The 16,369-nt window shown below is 46.1% G+C and carries 17 protein-coding genes; 5 read left to right on the top strand and 12 right to left on the bottom strand.

Features of this window, described 5'->3' with window-relative positions:
• Positions 1 to 286 precede the first annotated feature (286 nt).
• The 5 genes from MSMTP_RS11835 to dph5 form a co-directional block, all read right to left on the bottom strand.
• Positions 287 to 958 carry a diphthine--ammonia ligase gene (locus MSMTP_RS11835; protein WP_048183483.1) on the bottom strand — a complete coding sequence of 224 codons (672 nt, stop codon included), beginning with the start codon at positions 956 to 958 and terminating at the stop codon, positions 287 to 289.
• 244 nt (positions 959 to 1,202) lie between these two features.
• Positions 1,203 to 2,099, bottom strand: coding sequence for a carbohydrate kinase family protein (locus MSMTP_RS11830; protein ID WP_048179632.1), 897 nt, complete (start codon positions 2,097 to 2,099; stop codon positions 1,203 to 1,205).
• A gap of 420 nt (positions 2,100 to 2,519) precedes the next feature.
• Complete coding sequence (locus MSMTP_RS11825) at positions 2,520 to 2,900, bottom strand: DUF555 domain-containing protein (RefSeq protein ID WP_048179629.1); 381 nt, start codon at positions 2,898 to 2,900, stop codon at positions 2,520 to 2,522.
• A gap of 270 nt (positions 2,901 to 3,170) precedes the next feature.
• Positions 3,171 to 3,452: a DUF357 domain-containing protein gene (locus MSMTP_RS11820; protein ID WP_048179625.1), complete on the bottom strand. Its 282-nt coding sequence runs from the start codon at positions 3,450 to 3,452 to the stop codon at positions 3,171 to 3,173.
• Positions 3,453 to 3,555: 103 nt separating this feature from the next.
• Positions 3,556 to 4,356 (bottom strand): diphthine synthase, encoded by an 801-nt coding sequence (gene dph5 / locus MSMTP_RS11815; RefSeq protein ID WP_048179620.1) that lies wholly within the window; start codon positions 4,354 to 4,356, stop codon positions 3,556 to 3,558.
• Between the two features lie 135 nt (positions 4,357 to 4,491).
• Between dph5 and MSMTP_RS11810 the strand changes: the two genes are divergently transcribed.
• Positions 4,492 to 4,734 (top strand): thioredoxin family protein, encoded by a 243-nt coding sequence (locus MSMTP_RS11810; RefSeq protein ID WP_048179616.1) that lies wholly within the window; start codon positions 4,492 to 4,494, stop codon positions 4,732 to 4,734.
• 161 nt (positions 4,735 to 4,895) lie between these two features.
• Positions 4,896 to 5,816, top strand: coding sequence for a thioredoxin-disulfide reductase (gene trxB / locus MSMTP_RS11805; RefSeq protein WP_048179614.1), 921 nt, complete (start codon positions 4,896 to 4,898; stop codon positions 5,814 to 5,816).
• A gap of 234 nt (positions 5,817 to 6,050) precedes the next feature.
• Here the strand turns inward: trxB and MSMTP_RS11800 are convergent, their stop codons facing one another.
• The 4 genes from MSMTP_RS11800 to MSMTP_RS11785 form a co-directional block, all read right to left on the bottom strand.
• Positions 6,051 to 6,515 carry a carboxypeptidase-like regulatory domain-containing protein gene (locus tag MSMTP_RS11800; protein ID WP_048179611.1) on the bottom strand — a complete coding sequence of 155 codons (465 nt, stop codon included), beginning with the start codon at positions 6,513 to 6,515 and terminating at the stop codon, positions 6,051 to 6,053.
• 4 nt (positions 6,516 to 6,519) lie between these two features.
• The gene (gene cbiM / locus MSMTP_RS11795; protein ID WP_048179609.1) at positions 6,520 to 7,155 is read right to left on the bottom strand and encodes a cobalt transporter CbiM; all 636 of its coding nucleotides are present in this window, start codon (positions 7,153 to 7,155) and stop codon (positions 6,520 to 6,522) included.
• 404 nt (positions 7,156 to 7,559) lie between these two features.
• Positions 7,560 to 8,531: a DUF4198 domain-containing protein gene (locus MSMTP_RS11790; RefSeq protein WP_048179606.1), complete on the bottom strand. Its 972-nt coding sequence runs from the start codon at positions 8,529 to 8,531 to the stop codon at positions 7,560 to 7,562.
• 575 nt (positions 8,532 to 9,106) lie between these two features.
• Entirely contained in the window at positions 9,107 to 9,388 is a 282-nt protein-coding gene (locus MSMTP_RS11785) for a helix-turn-helix domain-containing protein (protein WP_048179605.1), read from the bottom strand.
• Between the two features lie 242 nt (positions 9,389 to 9,630).
• Here MSMTP_RS11785 and MSMTP_RS11780 point away from each other — a divergent pair, with 242 nt between their 5' ends.
• A complete protein-coding gene (locus MSMTP_RS11780; protein ID WP_048179602.1) occupies positions 9,631 to 10,143 on the top strand; it encodes a PleD family two-component system response regulator in 513 nt (170 codons plus the stop codon).
• A gap of 575 nt (positions 10,144 to 10,718) precedes the next feature.
• A complete protein-coding gene (locus tag MSMTP_RS11775; RefSeq protein ID WP_048183480.1) occupies positions 10,719 to 11,597 on the top strand; it encodes a tetratricopeptide repeat protein in 879 nt (292 codons plus the stop codon).
• 238 nt (positions 11,598 to 11,835) lie between these two features.
• Here MSMTP_RS11775 and MSMTP_RS11770 read toward each other — a convergent pair whose 3' ends face one another.
• On the bottom strand, positions 11,836 to 12,573 hold the full coding sequence (locus MSMTP_RS11770) for an HAD family hydrolase (protein WP_048179600.1): 738 nt from the start codon (positions 12,571 to 12,573) through the stop codon (positions 11,836 to 11,838).
• 201 nt (positions 12,574 to 12,774) lie between these two features.
• Between MSMTP_RS11770 and MSMTP_RS11765 the strand changes: the two genes are divergently transcribed.
• Positions 12,775 to 13,959: a tetratricopeptide repeat protein gene (locus MSMTP_RS11765; RefSeq protein WP_048179597.1), complete on the top strand. Its 1,185-nt coding sequence runs from the start codon at positions 12,775 to 12,777 to the stop codon at positions 13,957 to 13,959.
• 436 nt (positions 13,960 to 14,395) lie between these two features.
• Here the strand turns inward: MSMTP_RS11765 and MSMTP_RS11760 are convergent, their stop codons facing one another.
• Both MSMTP_RS11760 and MSMTP_RS11755 read right to left on the bottom strand, forming a co-directional pair.
• Positions 14,396 to 14,857, bottom strand: coding sequence for a hypothetical protein (locus MSMTP_RS11760; RefSeq protein ID WP_048179594.1), 462 nt, complete (start codon positions 14,855 to 14,857; stop codon positions 14,396 to 14,398).
• Between the two features lie 591 nt (positions 14,858 to 15,448).
• On the bottom strand, positions 15,449 to 16,294 hold the full coding sequence (locus tag MSMTP_RS11755) for a class I SAM-dependent methyltransferase (protein WP_048179591.1): 846 nt from the start codon (positions 16,292 to 16,294) through the stop codon (positions 15,449 to 15,451).
• Positions 16,295 to 16,369 lie beyond the last annotated feature (75 nt).

Raw genomic sequence — 16,369 nt, 5'->3', positions numbered from 1 at the left:
CTCAGGTGTTTTTATGCTGCTGATGAAAGGACGCAGAGCTAAACAGGGGCTTTTTCCGTAGAAATAATGTGAAGGACCTGAATTATGTGAAGGTTTGAATCATATGGGGGACGTGTCCGGGTTTAAATCAAAAATAGGGGTACTTTCGTTTTTCGTGATAAAACACCTTCCTTAGGCTTCATAGGGTGCAGGGCATGTGTCTCTGAAGCGAATATTTTGAAGAACCCGGGCGTAGAGTTGGGGTTTGGCCCGGGGGTTTCCGGGCTTCTGGAAGGGATGATTGAAATCAGGTCTTGTCGACAAGTTTTGCTTCAATGATGTTCAGGGTCCCCTGGTCTCCCAGCCATTCGATTTCGCTTCTTACGATTTCGATGCGCTTTTTGTAGAAGGGGGCGTCCAGGACGACGGTTTCGTATTCTCCGCCTTCCCCCGCCATGTGGACCATGCGCCTGCGGTTCAGGGCTTTAAGCTGTTCGATGGAGGTGCTGTTGATCGGCCTGCCCAGCCAGGACTCGTCCATCCCGTCGGCTGCGACCCGGACAATCCGAACGTCGAGCACTTTGGCCATTTCCTGAAGCAATTCTTCAGGGTCCCGGTGCCAGAGGGGGGAGTAGACCTCAAGGCCCAGGGAGGCGCAGATCTTCTGCACCCTGTTTGCCTGGTACTGGGACTCGATGGCGCCGACGGTTACTCCATCAACGTCAACTTTCTTCAGGGCAAGGGTAAGATCGTCGAGTTCAAGCTCTTTTATCCCACTGGACTCCTGCTGGATGAGCGGAATTTCGGAGGCTTCGGAGATAAGTTCCACCATGTGCAGGTTGATGGAATGGTACATATAGGAGTCATCCCTGGCAGGGATGATATTTATGAGGTCGGTGACCTCATGCCCTGCTTCGAGAGCTTTTTGAATGGCGAAGATCGAGTCCTTGCCACCGGAAACCAGTGCTGCGAATTTCATCTGCATCCCCATTTTATTTTTTTCATTTATTCTTTGTATTAATAATTCGATTTTTTTGAGTTGTATCCATTGGACCTTTATAAGGTTCCTCTTCTTAAGGAGGCTTTGATAACTCGTTTGAAATTATATAAAAGTGATTAGAAGGGTTTTTTTAAGGTCTTTAAGGTCTTTAAGGTTTTTAAGGGTCCTTTAAAGCGATTTTTAAGGGGTCCTTTTAGGTGGCTGTTTTTCAGATTTGGCTTTTTCAGGTTTTTTCCAGTTTCCCGAAATGGGCTTCGTAGCGGGCCTGCATTTTCTCCCAGGTTGGGAGTTCGGTCTGGGGGCCCCGGGTCTCCACGGCATAGGATGCCACGGTTGCCCCTATTTTCCCGCAGGTGGGTAGCTGATATCCTCTGGTGTAGGCGAGCAGGAACCCTGCCCTGTAGGCATCTCCAGCTCCCGTGGGGTCCAGGGCCGTAACGGGGACGACCGGAACCGGGTATTCTTCGGCTTCGGTATAGATGCGGCTGCCCTCTGCGTCATAGGTGATCACGATGGTAGCGATCATGTTTTTGAGTTCGGAGAAGCTTTTTCCGGTCATCTCGGAGACTCTTTTGATCTCATGCCGGTTTGCAAAGAGGATATCGGTATTTGAGAGGATAGTTTCCAGGTTTTCTTTAGAATAGGTTACCAGGTCCTGTCCGGGGTCAAAGGAAACGAAACCTGCGATTTTTGCCATTTTCGCGTTATAGACGGAATCTGCTGTCGCAAGGTGTACGAAATCCACGGGTCCGGGTTCGAGTTCCTTGAATTTCGAGGAAGCTCCCCAGTAAAAGTAGGTCGCCTGGTCGTCTTCCCTGTCGTTGAAAATGAAGGCTTTGGACAGCTTCTGGTTCTCGAGCCGATAGAGGTGTGAGAGGTCAATGCCGGCGTCTTTCAGGTGCTTTTCGTATCCCGAACTTTCAAAATCCGCACCTACAGGGGAGATGAGCTGGCATTTTCCCCCAAGCCTTGCAATGGCGACCGCGATGTTAGCAGCCCCTCCTCCGGGATGTTCCTCGTAATCTGTAACCGGAGATGACTCGTTTTTTCCTGCTATCCTTTCAACGTCCACGATGTAGTCCAGGGCAGTGTGCCCGACCACGGAAATCACTCTATCCATGTAGCTGTCCTCATTTTAAGTGGGTTATGGGCGCCACCCCTTCTTTTTTTGCCCGGCTAAATCTCAAAAGGTGAATTGCAGGGAATAAAGCATACATTCCTTAAAAGATAAAAATTACTTAGTTTAGTTACTAAGTTTAGTTACTAAGCTTAATTGCTAAGTTTAGTTACTTAGCTTAATTGCTAAGTTTAGTTACTAAATTTAATTAATTAGCTTAATTCCTTGTTTAATCACTTAGCTTAATTGCTAAGTTTAGTTACTAAGTTTTAATTAGCTTAATTTCACTAAGACTCTCTGCTAATTAATGCCCTGTCTTAAGTTTTAAATCCTCGGAAACCTGTACCGGAGCAAGTGCAGAGCCAGCTGTATGCTGGCTGTTTATCTTTACTCAGTATGCGGGTTTCCGGAGAATGAATTATTTCAAGCCTGCTTTTTCTGCATTTCTTCCTTTTCTGAGGACCTTTCGAATTCCGTAACTTCGACTACGTTCAGGGGGATGTCTCTGAGAGACTTTCCGATCACGGACTTTGCAATCCTTTCTGCATGTTCCGCAGATTCGGCGTCAAATACCTTCATCTCAAAAACAAGTCCAACGAGGGCGGTGTTTGCCGCTATGAATACACTGCCGAAAGGCTCGTTACATGCTGGGCAGTAGGTGGTTCCCACGTCGACCTCTACAAAATCCAGTTTGGGGTTCAGGCGCTTTCCAGCTTCTGAAATCGCAACCCCGATTGCATCATCAGCCGTTTTTACATCTCTAACCAACCAAGCTGCTTCAAGTACCACATGAAAGTTCTTCATTAATGTCACCGTAATTATCCGTTTAAATGTTTTTCTTATAAAATTTCTCTTTAAATGTTTTCTCTTCAATAATTTCTGTCCAAAAATATCCTGAATCCAGGGAAATATTCCTGCAGAACCTAAAGAATAGGGTAAAGGATATAATTATTTCTGTTTCACAAAAGTTATTACTGTTGGGGAAGTTTTCCTTTTTACCAGGTTTTATACCCTGGCTTTAATTTGCCTCTTTATCCGGAGATCTGTTTTGCTCGTTTAGCTCGTTTAGCTCGTTTATATGGTGAAGAGTGTTTCATCATCCACAGCAAAGACCCCAAGTTTCGCTCCCGCATCAAGCCAGGCATGCCCATAGCTGAAAGAGGCAAGGGCGTTTACGGGGTCCCCGTTTTCCAGGAAATAGAGCCCGTCTTTATAGTAAGCTTCTGCCATTGTGTGATAGTCCTCGGCCACGGAGTACATGTGGGATTCGGGGATTGGGGCATATTTTGCTTTCTGAAGCGCTCTTTTTAGCATATTTTCGTATCTGTTGACCTTCTCGTTCAAATCCGCAGGCATCAGGACTACCTCTGAGGATGGTTTTCTTTCACTTGCTTTTCCTTACTCGATCTTTCCTTACTCGATCTTTCCTTGCTCGATCTTTCCTTACTTAATCTTTTCCTTATTCGGCTTCTTTCAGGATTGCCCCGGGTCCCCCTGCGAGTTCCACAAGGGCTTCGGCTTCGAGGAAGTGCAGCTTGCCGGGAATGACAAGGATGTGGAGGGGTTTTCCGAAATCGAAATTTTGGAGCTCTTCCGCATAGTCTGCCTTTACTACGGGCAGTTTTGAACCTGCCCTGGCAATTCCCACGGCAACGGCACGGGTCATAACGCCTTCGCCTCTCCTTTTTTCCACCTCGAGCAGGAGGTCCAGGGCTCTGTTTACGGTCATATAGCCTTTGTCCTTATCGATATCCAGGAAGACAAGGGTGTGCAGCCCCAGTTCGGAGTTCTGCTTTATGGTATCGTAGGGGGTTTCGGTAATGACCAGGACCCCCCGCTTGCTTTCATAAGGGTGGGGTATGCTTACGGATTTCCCGAAGCGGTAGTTCTGGAGTCCGGTCAGCCCTGAGACTGCGGAGGTAATGGAAGCCCCATGGACCAGGCGGGTTTCGATGCCCAGCTTTTTTGCCCTCAGGCGCAGGTCAACGTGGGTCGTGGAGACCATGGTGTCCCCGCCTGTCAGGAATACCACGTTTTTTGTCTTTGCTTCCTCCAGCCAGTCCGGCTGCTGTTCCACATCTTCCCTTGAGAGCAGGCGGACTTCCTTTCCGTAGAGTTCCTCCATTTTTTCAGGAGTTGTGCCCATAAGGTAGGAGGTGTAAAACTCCGCGTAGACCAGATCGGCTGCCCTGACAGCTTCAAGCCCTTTTAAAGAAATGTCATGTTCGTCAAAGAGGCCCAGCCCTATGAATGTGAGCATAGCCGCTTTTAGGGGGCTTATTTGCTTAAAGCTTTTTGGCGTCAGCGGGTTTCTGGCCCGCGCTCAACGTATAAATATCTGGAAATTAATAATAGAAATGAGGTTAAGCCTGAAATTTTCCCGGGAGCTCTTTAAATGGTCAAAGTCACGCTTATACACGCTAGCTGGTGTACGGTCTGCCCATCCGCACGCAGGCTCTGGAATGATCTTAAATCAAAATACGATTTTGAGTACGAGGAAATAGATGTGGAAACGCCCGAGGGAGAAGAACTGGTCGAGAAATTCGGTATAGTTGGGATCCCCGCAACCATTATCGATGGGGAACTTGCTTTTGCAGGACTTCCTAAAAAAGCCGAGGCTATCGCCCGCATTACCTGAATATCCTGTATCGAACGTTCCTGTATCACCTTAACATTTCATTAGCTGGTTCAATCGCCTTAGTCACCTTAACATTTCATCGGCTAGCGTTTTATCGGCTAGCGTTTTATCGGCTAGCGTTTTATCGGCCAAGCTTTCATTTATTTTTTTATGGGGTAAACATGTACGATCTGGTTATTGTTGGAGGAGGGCCTGCAGGGCTTACTGCGGGAATTTATGGCGTGAGGTTCGGGTTGGAGACGCTCGTCCTGGAAAGAAGTGAAATCAGCGGGCAGATAGCCCTTACTGATGTTGTGGAAAATTATCCCGGTTTTCCTTCTATCACGGGCTTTGAATTGATGGAGAAGTACAAAGAACATGCTCTTGCAGTCGGTGTGGAGACTAAAATCACGGATGTCCTGACGGTCCGTTCCGAAGGAGAGAAAAAGCTTGTCTCGACAGACAGCGGGGACCTTGAGGCAAAAGCCGTGATCATTGCTACCGGGGCCAACCCGAAACACCTGGGCGTGCCCGGGGAAGAGGAACTGATTGCCAAAGGAGTTTCCTACTGTGCCACCTGTGACGGGCCTTTTTTCAGGAATAAAACCGTGGTTGTGGTCGGAGGGGGGGATTCCGCCCTTACGGATGCCCTGATCCTCTCTAAGCTCGTGGAAAAAGTTTATGTCGTCCACCGCCGGGATGAACTGAAGGCTGTAAAAGTCCTCCGGGACCGAGCTTTTGCGGCGGCAAACATTGAGTTCATCTGGGACTCCCTTGTCCAGGAAATCGTGGGAACCGGAACCGAAATCCGGAAAGTGGAAAAGGTCATCCTGGAAAACGTGAAGACCGGGGAGACCAGGGAACTTCTCACAAACGGCGTTTTCATCTACATCGGTATCCACCCTAACACAGAAATCGTGGATGTAGAAAAAGATCCGAAAGGTTTCATCAAAACAGGCCGCTGGATGGAAAGTTCGGAGAAAGGAATCTATGCTATAGGAGACTGCCGGGACACTCCTATCTGGCAGCTAGTGACAGCCGTAAGCGACGGGGCGGTGGCTGCTACGGCTGCAAATGAGTATATTCAGGGGCTTGAAAAGTAGTCTTTTTAAGCTCTGCTCCTAACACTTTTGTTTTGTGTTTTCGGATTCTTGCGGACTCTCCAACGGACTCTCATATTTGTTCAGAAGCTCCTGTTTTCCAATGCATACGCTCAAAAGCCCGGAATTTTTGTCTCATTTCCGGGGAGTTTCGGAAATGAGCTGTTAAGCTGTACGTTACGGTTTTCCGGCCTTTTTACAGTTCCGGGCAGGCTTTTGTTTGCGCTTTGTGCCCAATCAGGCTTTCTGTTTTTTCCGGGCGCTGCTGATCATTCCGATTCCTGCAAGTCCTGTCAGGTAACCGAAGCCTGCGAATACCCTTATGAAGAGTGGAAGTTCATCTTCTTCCGGGGCAACTCCGCTTTCCAGGTTTATGATTTCTTCTCCCCTGTGTCCTCCTTTGGCGCTTGCAACCACTTTGTATTCCGAGACCCCCAGTTTGGGGGTGAAGTAAAAGAGCCCTTCTTCGTCGGTGCTGCCAGTAAGGTACAGTTCTTCCTCTTCGTTCCTTATCGTGTAGATTTCCACGTCAGCGTCCACCATAGGGTCGCCTCCGCCGTACCAGGCTTTTACCTGTATACTGTCAACCTGGCCCATTACGTGTACCCTGTGGGCGGATGCTGCAGGAGCAAGCGCCAGGCAGAGGATGAGTGTGAGGGCCAGAATTCCAAAACTTCTAATTTTCTTCTGAGTTCCTGTCATTTTTTCAGACCTCCGTGTTCAGGGGGAGCAGTTCAGGCTTGACCTTTGCAAGATAACTTACAACAGCCCCGGTAATCACTGCTTCGATAATTATAATCGGAACATGAGTCAGTGCTGCAAATTTTGCAACTTCGGTGAAAGCTTCTCCAGAACTAAGGAGGGTGATGGAGAGAAACACGATATTAATGATTACGGCAAGCCCTCCGGCAAGAGCCCCGAATAAGCTTTCGGACACCCCTCTGTTAGTCTTTACTTTCCCGGCCCCTGCCCTGAAGACGGCATAGGCCAGGAGAGCCGGAACGCCCATGTTCACAGTATTAATTCCGATTGTGGTAATTCCTCCGTGCTGGAAGAGTATGGCCTGCAGGGTGAGCCCCACAAAGATCGAGGGAAAAGCCAGAACCCCCAGCACGACTCCCACAAGCCCGTTCAGGATCAGGTGGACACTTGTGGGGGGTACGGGAATATGGACCAGGGATGCCACGAAAAAGGCCCCGGTGATAACCGATAGTTTAGGGACCTGTTCTGAAATATTTCCCTTTTTCCTGCTCAGGCCAAGGGTTACCGCAAGCAAAATTAGTGTTATTACCCATCCGGCCGCAACAACTGAAGTTGGTAGCACTCCATCCGATATGTGCATTTTTCAACCCTTCATTTTTTTTAAGATAATTATTTCTTGAGATGATTATTTTTTAAGCTCTAATTTTTCCAGATTTTTCCTACTTTTTGTATTTTTCGGATACAAATCAGGCCATTCTTCTACCCACTAATCTTTATCATAAGGCTCGAATAAGACTCGAAAACGATCATATCTAACAATCAAATATATATTGGACAATTGTCATATAAATGAATTAAAAAGTAATGGGGGTTAGCCCCCTCGTTTTTAGATGTTTTTCAATTCGTTTTTAGATGTTTTTCAATTATTTTTTAGATGTTTTTCAATTATTTTTTAGATGTTTTTCAATTATTTTTTAGATGTTTTTCAATTATTTTTTAGAGAGATTTTCAGAGATAATTATTAAAATTTTTCGATTTTTTCCTTTACTTTCTCCTTGTGAGGAAGAGGACTGCAAGCATTCCGCCTACGGCAAAGACAGCTCCAAAGCCAGGAGCGCTTGTGCTTTCCTCGCCTTCTTCTTCGGCTTCAGCTCCTTCTTCCGAGAGAATGACAGTCTCGACAGGGGTCTCTTCGGTCGGGAAGGCTTCCAGGACAGGCACTTCCAGTACGCCTCTTACGCTGTATTCTCCTTCATTTTCCTTTGTTGCGCCCACGTACCAGATTCCCGGCTCATCAAGGGTGTATACGAAGTACCCGTCGGCGTTGGATTTGACCTGCCTGGTGAAGACCATGGGGGCGTCGTAGGGGAAAAGAGCTTCGGCATCCTCGACAATTTCCCTGCCTGCTTCGAGGGTGTGGTATTTTTCGACTTCCACTATGGAGTCTGCGAGAGCTTCTCCTTCATACAGGGCTTTTCCTGAGAAGACGAAACCTTCTTCCATGCCGTAGGGCCTCACATAGGGGACCAGTTCGGTCTTCTGTCCAACTGCAGCGTCCCAGCCTTCCCAGACTTCTTCCCCGCAGTGGATAACTGCCTTGGTGTAGTCAATAAGTTCCTCTCCTTCGGAGACGTACCTGACAGCCACAATGGTGTCGCCCATCTGGTCAACGATAAAAGAAGCTTTATAGGCTACGAATTCCCCATCGTTGCCTTCCTCATCCTGGCCGGGGACGCTTATCTTGCTTACTTCAAGTTCCTCGACGCTTCCGTCCGGCTTGTAAATACTTACCGTGGGGGCAGGGTCCAGGTCAAAGAGGATGTGTTCGTAGGGGTGTCCCCAGATTATGTAAACGGTTTTTTCTTCGCCCAGATCTGCTATGAAATCTTTGGGGGTTACATCGAAAACACTGGCTTCATCGTCACTCGGGAAGATCATGGTAAAGTGTGCACTTGCCATCCCCGTCGAGCAGAGAATGAGCCCGATAATAAAGAGGTATTTTAATGCATTTTTCATGACTCTACAACTCCTATATTTTCTATTAATGAGATAACCCTAGATTGGTAACATATATATTAAATTTTGTGATATTTTGTGATATCAAAAGTGTATTTAATACTATTTATCATTTCAAATATTTTTAAATGTGTACTGGCTTCTAACAAAATTCTGCTTATCATAATGTATTTATGGAGTTTGTTCCGCGCAGATGGTCCGGATGTATTACTTTTTCTTTCTCATGAGGTCGAATTCAAAAATCCGGGAAACATGTTTTAAAAATATCGAACAAGGTTTCAGCCAGTCTGGAAATGGATTACCTCGAAAATAATGGTCTCGAAAGTGATGAAAGGAATCGAAAAAAGGACAGATCAAGGATAGATCAAGGATAGATCAAAAATCGAAACAGAATTAGAAAAAGAATCTGGTGAATGATCCGATTAAGCTAGAATACTAAATATTCTCGAAACTCCGGAACTTACAGGCTCAGAGTTTGGTAAAAATAAAGTAAAATGAAAAAGAGAGAAAGGAACTCTTTTTCGGTCTCTATTTTATGTCTATACTTTATCCTTGCTTTCCGGATTGTCCGGGGCTTACTCTACCATCTGGTTGATCTTACTATAGAAGTCAATGATTAGCTGAGTTGCCTCGTTTTCCATGTCTAACTGGAAGGTCCGGATCTGCTTTCCGAGGGGTTTTTCGATTACTATGCCTGTTTCGATCAGGGGGGTTATAACCCTTGAAACGCTTGAGTGAGACAGGCCGGTTTCTTCTGCAATCCCGGAAAGGTAGGTTGATTCATTCTGGTGTCCGATCAGGTTTTTAAGTACTGTCATCTGTGCAGTTTTTCCAAATATTTTTTCTAGTGTGTCCATTAATATCATCTCAGAGGTGGCTGTTATTGGAATTTAATTTTCCTTTCCGATATTAAGTCATCCTTTATGATTATAAAGGTATCTCCTTATTGATTAAGTCTGGCGATTGATATGAAATCCTCTAAATATTTGGGAAATTCTATTATGTTTCCCCGGAAATCTCCGGTTCTTTACTGTTAGTTTAAATATTTGAGAAATGTTTAATACCTAATAAAATGTATAAAGAAAGGAGTGTGGTGGGTATGACTGAGAGAAATCTCGATTTGGAAATTTTGAAATTAATTGAAGAGCATCCTGAAATCAGTGACAGCGTAATTGCAGACAACCTTTCGGTTCCCGAGGAACTGGTAAAAGCCCGGATTACAAGCTTTCAGGACACGCGCGAGAAGATCCTGATAGCTGATGATGATCCGGAAGCCCTGACATCTCTTTCGAAGGTGCTTGAGGCTGAGAATTACAGTCTTGCCGGAGCTTCGGATGGTTTTACTGCTCTTGAGGCGGTTAAATCCCAGAGGCCGGACCTTGTCCTGCTCGACCTGAAGCTTCCGGGGATTGACGGGTTTGAAGTCTGCAAGAAGTTAAAGAGTGACCCCCTTTGCAGGCATGTGCCGGTGATGCTGCTCAGCTCAAAGGACGAGCCGGGTGTTAGAATAGAGGGTTTCGAAACCGGAGCTGAGGACTTCATTGTGAAACCTGTTAATCCCCTGGAGCTGAAAACCCGGATAAGGATGATCCTGCGGCGGAACTGGGCCTGAAAAGAAGGTCCTGGGAGTCCGGCTTCGGATGAGAATATAAGCAGATTTTGCCTGTTCCATTTATTGCCGGACTTCCGGATTCTGGAAAAACGGTTGAGAAAAGATTCCGGGAAAAGCAAGCCGGGTTAACGGTCTTGAAAAGTTTTCAGGAAAAGTAAACGGGAGATTGCGTGTTTGAAACTGGAATTACACATGTTTTTCAAGGGGGGTGGCATAAGAGCCTGGAACACTTCCTTCCAGGGGAATTGTTTATATATGTGAAAACCCGCTGCTGAAAATAGAAGGAAAATAAGGCGGGATAATTTTTTGGACTTGCTCCAAAATTACCTTCTTTTTTTAAAAATATAGCTTCAGTTTTCAAAACTCTATTTTTAAATAATTACTGTCTGTGAAAATTTCAAAATGTTTAAAACAGAACAGAGCGTAAAGTATTACGCGTAACTGTATATAGGTCCTTATTTTGGATAAGGATTTCAAATACAAAACGGCTTTAATGCTCTGAATGCATATAATATTGTTGTTCAGGGATAGTGGTTAAAACGGTGGAAATACCAAAAAAGATCTGGAAAAAGATTATGACGTCCAATGACTGGTACAATAAAGGCGTTGCATTCCAGGAACTTAAAAGGTTTAAAGAAGCCCTGGATGCTTACAACAAAGCTCTTGAAATTAGCCCTAATAATGCAAAAATCTGGTTCAGCAAGGGAATGGTTCTGAAATGTATGATGAATCATGATTTGGCCCTCGAGGCAATGAATAAATCCCTTGAGATCAATCCCGTGGATGCTAAAACCTGGTACTGCAAAGCTGAGTTGCTCTACGACCTGATGCAGTATGAAGAGGCTCTTGATGCGTATAACAAGGCTGTGGAAATCGCTCCCGATGACCCTGAAGTCTGGCACATGCGCGGGGTAGCCTTTCGGGAAATGAGGTTATACGAAGAAGCCATGGATGACCTGGAAAAAGCGATCAAGCTCTATGAGAAGAGCTATGACCTGAACGCCATGAGCGCAAGCGAATGGTGCAAGAAGGGAATGGGCCTCTGCAAGGTAAGAAGTTACGAGGAAGCCCTGGAAGCTTTTAACCGGGCAATCGAATTGAACCCCGGGAATGGAAAGGCCCTCTACAACAAAGGGGTTGCTCTCCGCTGGCTTGGAAACAATGACGAATCAAAGCTGTACATTAAAAGAGCCGTGGAGATTTTTGACAAAAAGATCAAAGCAAATCCCGAGAACGCCAGGTTCTGGTATAACAAGGGCATTGCCCTGAGGGACCTGGAGAAATACAAAGAAGCCCTTGAAGCCTTCGAAAAAGCCATTGATATCAACCCGAACTTTACCAAAGCCTGGATAGGCAAAGGTATAGTATACGACAGGGTCAAGAAGCATCAGAAAGCTATGGAAGCCTACGAAAAAGCAGTAGACGTAAATCCGGTATACTCGGACCTTCTCTAAAAAGTTGTTTTGACACTGTCTCCGAAATAGCTTTGAACCAGAGCATGCAAACGCCGTTATCTGGGGATTTCTTCCGGATTTTATCTTCCCGGAATTTTTCAGATTCAGCGGCAATATCTTTTCTTTTTTAGTGTCAATATCTTTTCTTTTTTAGTGTCAATATCTTTTCTTTTTTAGTGTCAATATCTTTTCTTTTTCAGTGTCAATATCTTTTCTTATTTACATTACGGGTTTTTTTTCAGTTTTGCTCTTTCAGGGAGCAGATGCAGTGAAGCAGATCCGGGAAGGTATTGAGCCGGAAATCGAAGGCTTGAGCGATTTCCCCGGATTTTCTCCAGTCTTTCCAGTCTCCATAGGCGGCGTATGCCGTGTGCAGGCCGAGTTTGCGGGCAGGGGCAATGTCTCTCAGGAGGTTGTCCCCCACGACAAGGGTTTCCCCGGGTTTCACTCCCAGGTCCCGGAGGGCGTAAAGGAAAGGTTCGGGGTCAGGTTTTTTTCGACCTGTCATGTCCGCGGCAACCATTAGTTCAAAGGAGTCAAGGAGCCCGACTTTTCCGAGCCTTGCCCGGGCATGGGCGCTGTCGGCATCCGTTATGACTGCGAGTTTCAGGTCCAGTTTTTTTAGTTCGTCAAAGGTAGCCCTTACGCCGGGATAGAGTTCGAGGTTTTCCAGTTTTTCCTTCTCGTAGATTTCACAGCACTTGCTGTAGGCAGGGAGTGTAAAAAGGTTCCTTTCCTGCATGTAGTCCTTTATATTTTCGTAATCTTCAAAACCATGGACTCCTCTCAGGAAGTACCTGAAAAGTTCTTCCGCATTTGCGGCTTTCTCTTTTTTTTCTTTACCCCTATTGTTTTCCGTTCCCAGGTAGGCAAGGATCTTCCTGCAGGCTACGAGCTTTGCTGCTACGAAGTCGAAAAGGGTATTGTCCATATCAAAGAGGACTGCTCTCAAAAAGCTGGGCTGGTTTTCGTTCATGGTTTCCCGTTTTATTTTTAGTTTTTAGAGTATCTTTGCTCGGGCTTTTTTGAAGGGCGAGCATATAAAAGCCATGAAGTACGATGTATAGGTCATTACAAGGGACAGATACGAACAATAGATTTAAGTATGTAACGAATCCGGGTAGTACAGAAACCTCTAATTTGAATTTATTATGAAAATATTATAGGAAATTGTGGCATGAGTTCTGAAGAAGCGAAGGAAACGAGTTTTAAGGGAAATGCCGATGAAAGCAGCGGGGAAGCATCCTTTGAGGAAGTGGCCTATGTTCTGGACGATTCGGAAAATGCTGGTGAGGATGTTTCCGAAGAAGAAGTTGCAGCCGAATGGAACGGGTACGGGCTTGACCTCGTTAAGATGGGGAAGTACAGGGAAGCAATAGTTGCTTTTGACAATGCTATCAAACTGGACCCGAAGAATTTCTGCCTCCTGAACAACAAGGCTGCAGCACTCGAAGGAATCGGGAAATACGAGGAGGCCCTCAAACTGTATGAAAAAGCTGTTGAGATTTTCCCGGAAGACCCGGACCTGTGGAACAACATGGCTTTTTCCCTTTCCCAGGTAGGAAAATACGATAAGGCAGTTGTAGCCTACGAAAAAGCTCTCAAACTCAGGCCTGACTATCCCAACGCCTGGTACGGAAAGGCCCTTAACCTGAACCAGATGGGAGCCTACGAAAAGGCTGTTGAAGCTTTTGAAAAGGTCCTTGAGGAAGACTCGAATTACAAGGAAGCCTGGGTAGGGAAGGGAATCGCCCTCGCACAGCTGGGAATGTATGACGAAGCCGTTATTGCCTATGACAGGGCAATCGAGTTAGACCCCGGTTTTTCCGAAGCCTGGTACTACAAGGGCGTGGACCTAGACAGTATAGGGAGCTACAGGCAGGCCATGAAAGCTTATGAAAAGGCGCTGGAACTCGATCCCCTTAACGATGATGCCTGGAACAACCTGGGCATAGACCTGGAAAACCTTGAAGAGTATGAAAAGGCAGTAGAAACTTTTGAAAAGTCCATTGAAATCAACCCTACAAACGCCGATGTCTGGTACAACAAGGGTTTCACCCTGAGCCAGATGCAGAAATTCGAGGAAGCCCTGGAAGCCTTCAAAAAAGCCCTTGAGCTTAACCCTGAATACTTCGATGCCTATTCAAGCCTGGGCTTCGTGCTCGCTCAGCTCAAACGCTTTGAAGAAGCTGTGGAAATCTATGACAATGTTCTCAAAATCAACCCGGAGATCGCCGATGCCTGGTTTGGGAAAGCCGTCTGTCTCAGTTTCCTCGACAGGGGAGACGAAGCCGATGCAGCTTTCCGGAAAGCCGTTGAACTGGACCCCAGGTATGCCGGAATTGGCGAGAATATTCAGTGAGGTCTCATCGGGATTGCAGTTAGGTTGCGGTGAGCTTGAAGTGAGGTCGGAAGGCTTTACTCTTCCTTCAACCTTTACTTTTCTTCTTATTTTTTCTTTGCTTCCGAACCAGCTTTCATGTTTACGATTTTATTATGGCCAGGCTCGGTATGTTCTGAAATTCGGGTTAAAAACGAGGGCTCATTGATCCAGGTGAGTTGCCAGCCGGTAACCCTATGTACTTTTTTTGCTCAGGAGGGATTAAAAACCGGGGCGTCGTTAATAGCGTATTCCCGTGGCCCTTTTCCGAGCGTCAGCGAGGCCTTCCCGAAATGACTGCCATGACTGAAAAGGAGCGCAGAAAAAAAGAGAAGCTGAATAAAGCGAGCGGTTTTTCCCGGAAGTTGGCTGTAAAAAAGATCCTGGAAGATACAGCACATAAGAATCAACCTGGTCTTCAGAGTTTATTCAATCTTTTTACTTCGATTGTTTCCTTTTTTCCGTCCAGGTTCACTATGACATTGAATGCTTCCTCTCTGTCTACCGTAGCTCCTCCGTGAGAGAATCTATGTCCATAAACCTTTTCAGAGGGATTGGCATCCATCCCTCCTCCTCCCCCTGAATTACGCGCATAAGAATATTCCATTTTTTGTACGGAAGATAGCTCTGAAAGATTGCCTTTATATGTCAGGATCATCTCACCATCAACATCATAAAGTATTACGTCCTCTTCTGGAGGGATAAATTCAGTTACGTTTTGTACAAACCTTACTTTCCAGTTCTCACTTTCCCCTTCATACACATCCTGATATGCAGCTAGCTGCTTTTGGCTGGTTAACTCTTTTTCCAGACACCCAGTAGCCATTATGGCAACACAAAAAAAGAAAAATAAAATACAGATTAATATTTTTTTATTCATCTTTCCCCTCTTTCTTCTGGATAAGTGATAATTGATCTATTTGCTCTATGAGCCGCTTCACGATATAACTTCCCTAATTTTTTAGAAAATATGATGTATCCCTGGGTAGTGTTCTCGGGTTTTTTCCGAGCGCCAGCGAGGCCTGCCCGGAACAACTGTCATGAATGATGAGCAGCGCAAAAAAGTGAAAAGCCGAATAAAGACTAATTTTATGCTACACAACCGCCAGTTTTCAACTCTTCTTTCTTATTTTTTGGCAGATGGCTGTATGCACTTCGCCGAAGTAATCTTAATTATTAGTAAAGCAGAGACTGTGAAAATGCCTTCCTAATATTTTGGCAACTACTTTCTCTATTCAATGGCTGCTTGGTCTTTGAACTTCTTTCTTCTTTTTCATTTTATTCAGGGAAAAGCCGGTCGCTGGCGCGCCCGGGGGCTGCTGCCGGGAACCTGGAACTGGTAAGGGCCGCATGTACTGAGAAATGAATCAAAAAAAGTGACCTGGATTTCCAGGAAAAATCTCTCAAAAGTTGTGCGGCCGGCTTTCTATCTGTCTCGACAATAAAGCAGCCCTGCACGGTCCCTATCGGTTCAGTTTGGTTTTTCCCACCACATCTTTACCCTTGTAGACCACCCTCTCTGAATAAGGGCTCCGTCATCTTCCTCAAGCACGCCTTCAAAGTAGTCCCTGAGGATGGTTTCCTGGGTATCGGAGCTTGCATTGTAGTAGGACTTGAAATCCTCAACAGCTTCATCAAGGGTTGTATACCTGTGGACGTGCTCGAAGGGAAAGACGCTTACATTCGGGTAGATCCCCATGTCATAGAGCACGTTGTAGAGAACATCGCACTTCGGGGCTGGCTGGTACTCCCTTCCGTGAAGAAGGGGCCAGAGCTTCCGGGAATGCATGTCCCAGGAGGTTTCCCCTGCAAACCAGTAGAGGTAAACGTACCTTGAGGAAGCGTCCAGCATCTTTTGAACCGAGGCGCGTATGTCTTTCATACCCAGGGAATACGAGGCAAAAACCACGTCATAGGGGGCGGAAAGGTCGGATTCGACATCAACGGCTTCCCAGTCTTTGTGCACACATTCGACGTTTTCGAGTCCGTGCTCATCGATGTTGTCCCGCATGACACTCACCATGCCTTCCGAAGGCTCTACGGCGGTTACGTGGGCGACCCGCTGTGAAATCGGGATTGCAAGGGTCCCTGGCCCGGCTCCTATATCGAGGACCCTGAAGTCGGGGGAGAGTTTCATGCCTTCAATTCTCTTCTCGGTTATTGCCCTTGCCTTATCATCCTGGAACATCCTCCAGAAGCGCCTGGCGTTTTCCTTACTGTACCAGATAGTTGAACAATCCACATTCCTGTTTGATTTTAGCTGTTTTTGCAGCGTATCTTTCCAGATCTCGTTCCAGTCAATGGCATCTGATTCCATGTTACAACCTCAACCGGCCTCCATCCTGGAGTTCGCGGTGTTACAAAATGATAAATAAGTATTAACTGTAATAAT

This window comes from Methanosarcina sp. MTP4 (assembly GCF_000970045.1).
Classification (GTDB): Archaea; Halobacteriota; Methanosarcinia; order Methanosarcinales; family Methanosarcinaceae; genus MTP4.
The sequence above is the reverse complement of the archived record's forward strand: the minus strand, read 5'-3'. Positions and strand labels throughout refer to the sequence as shown.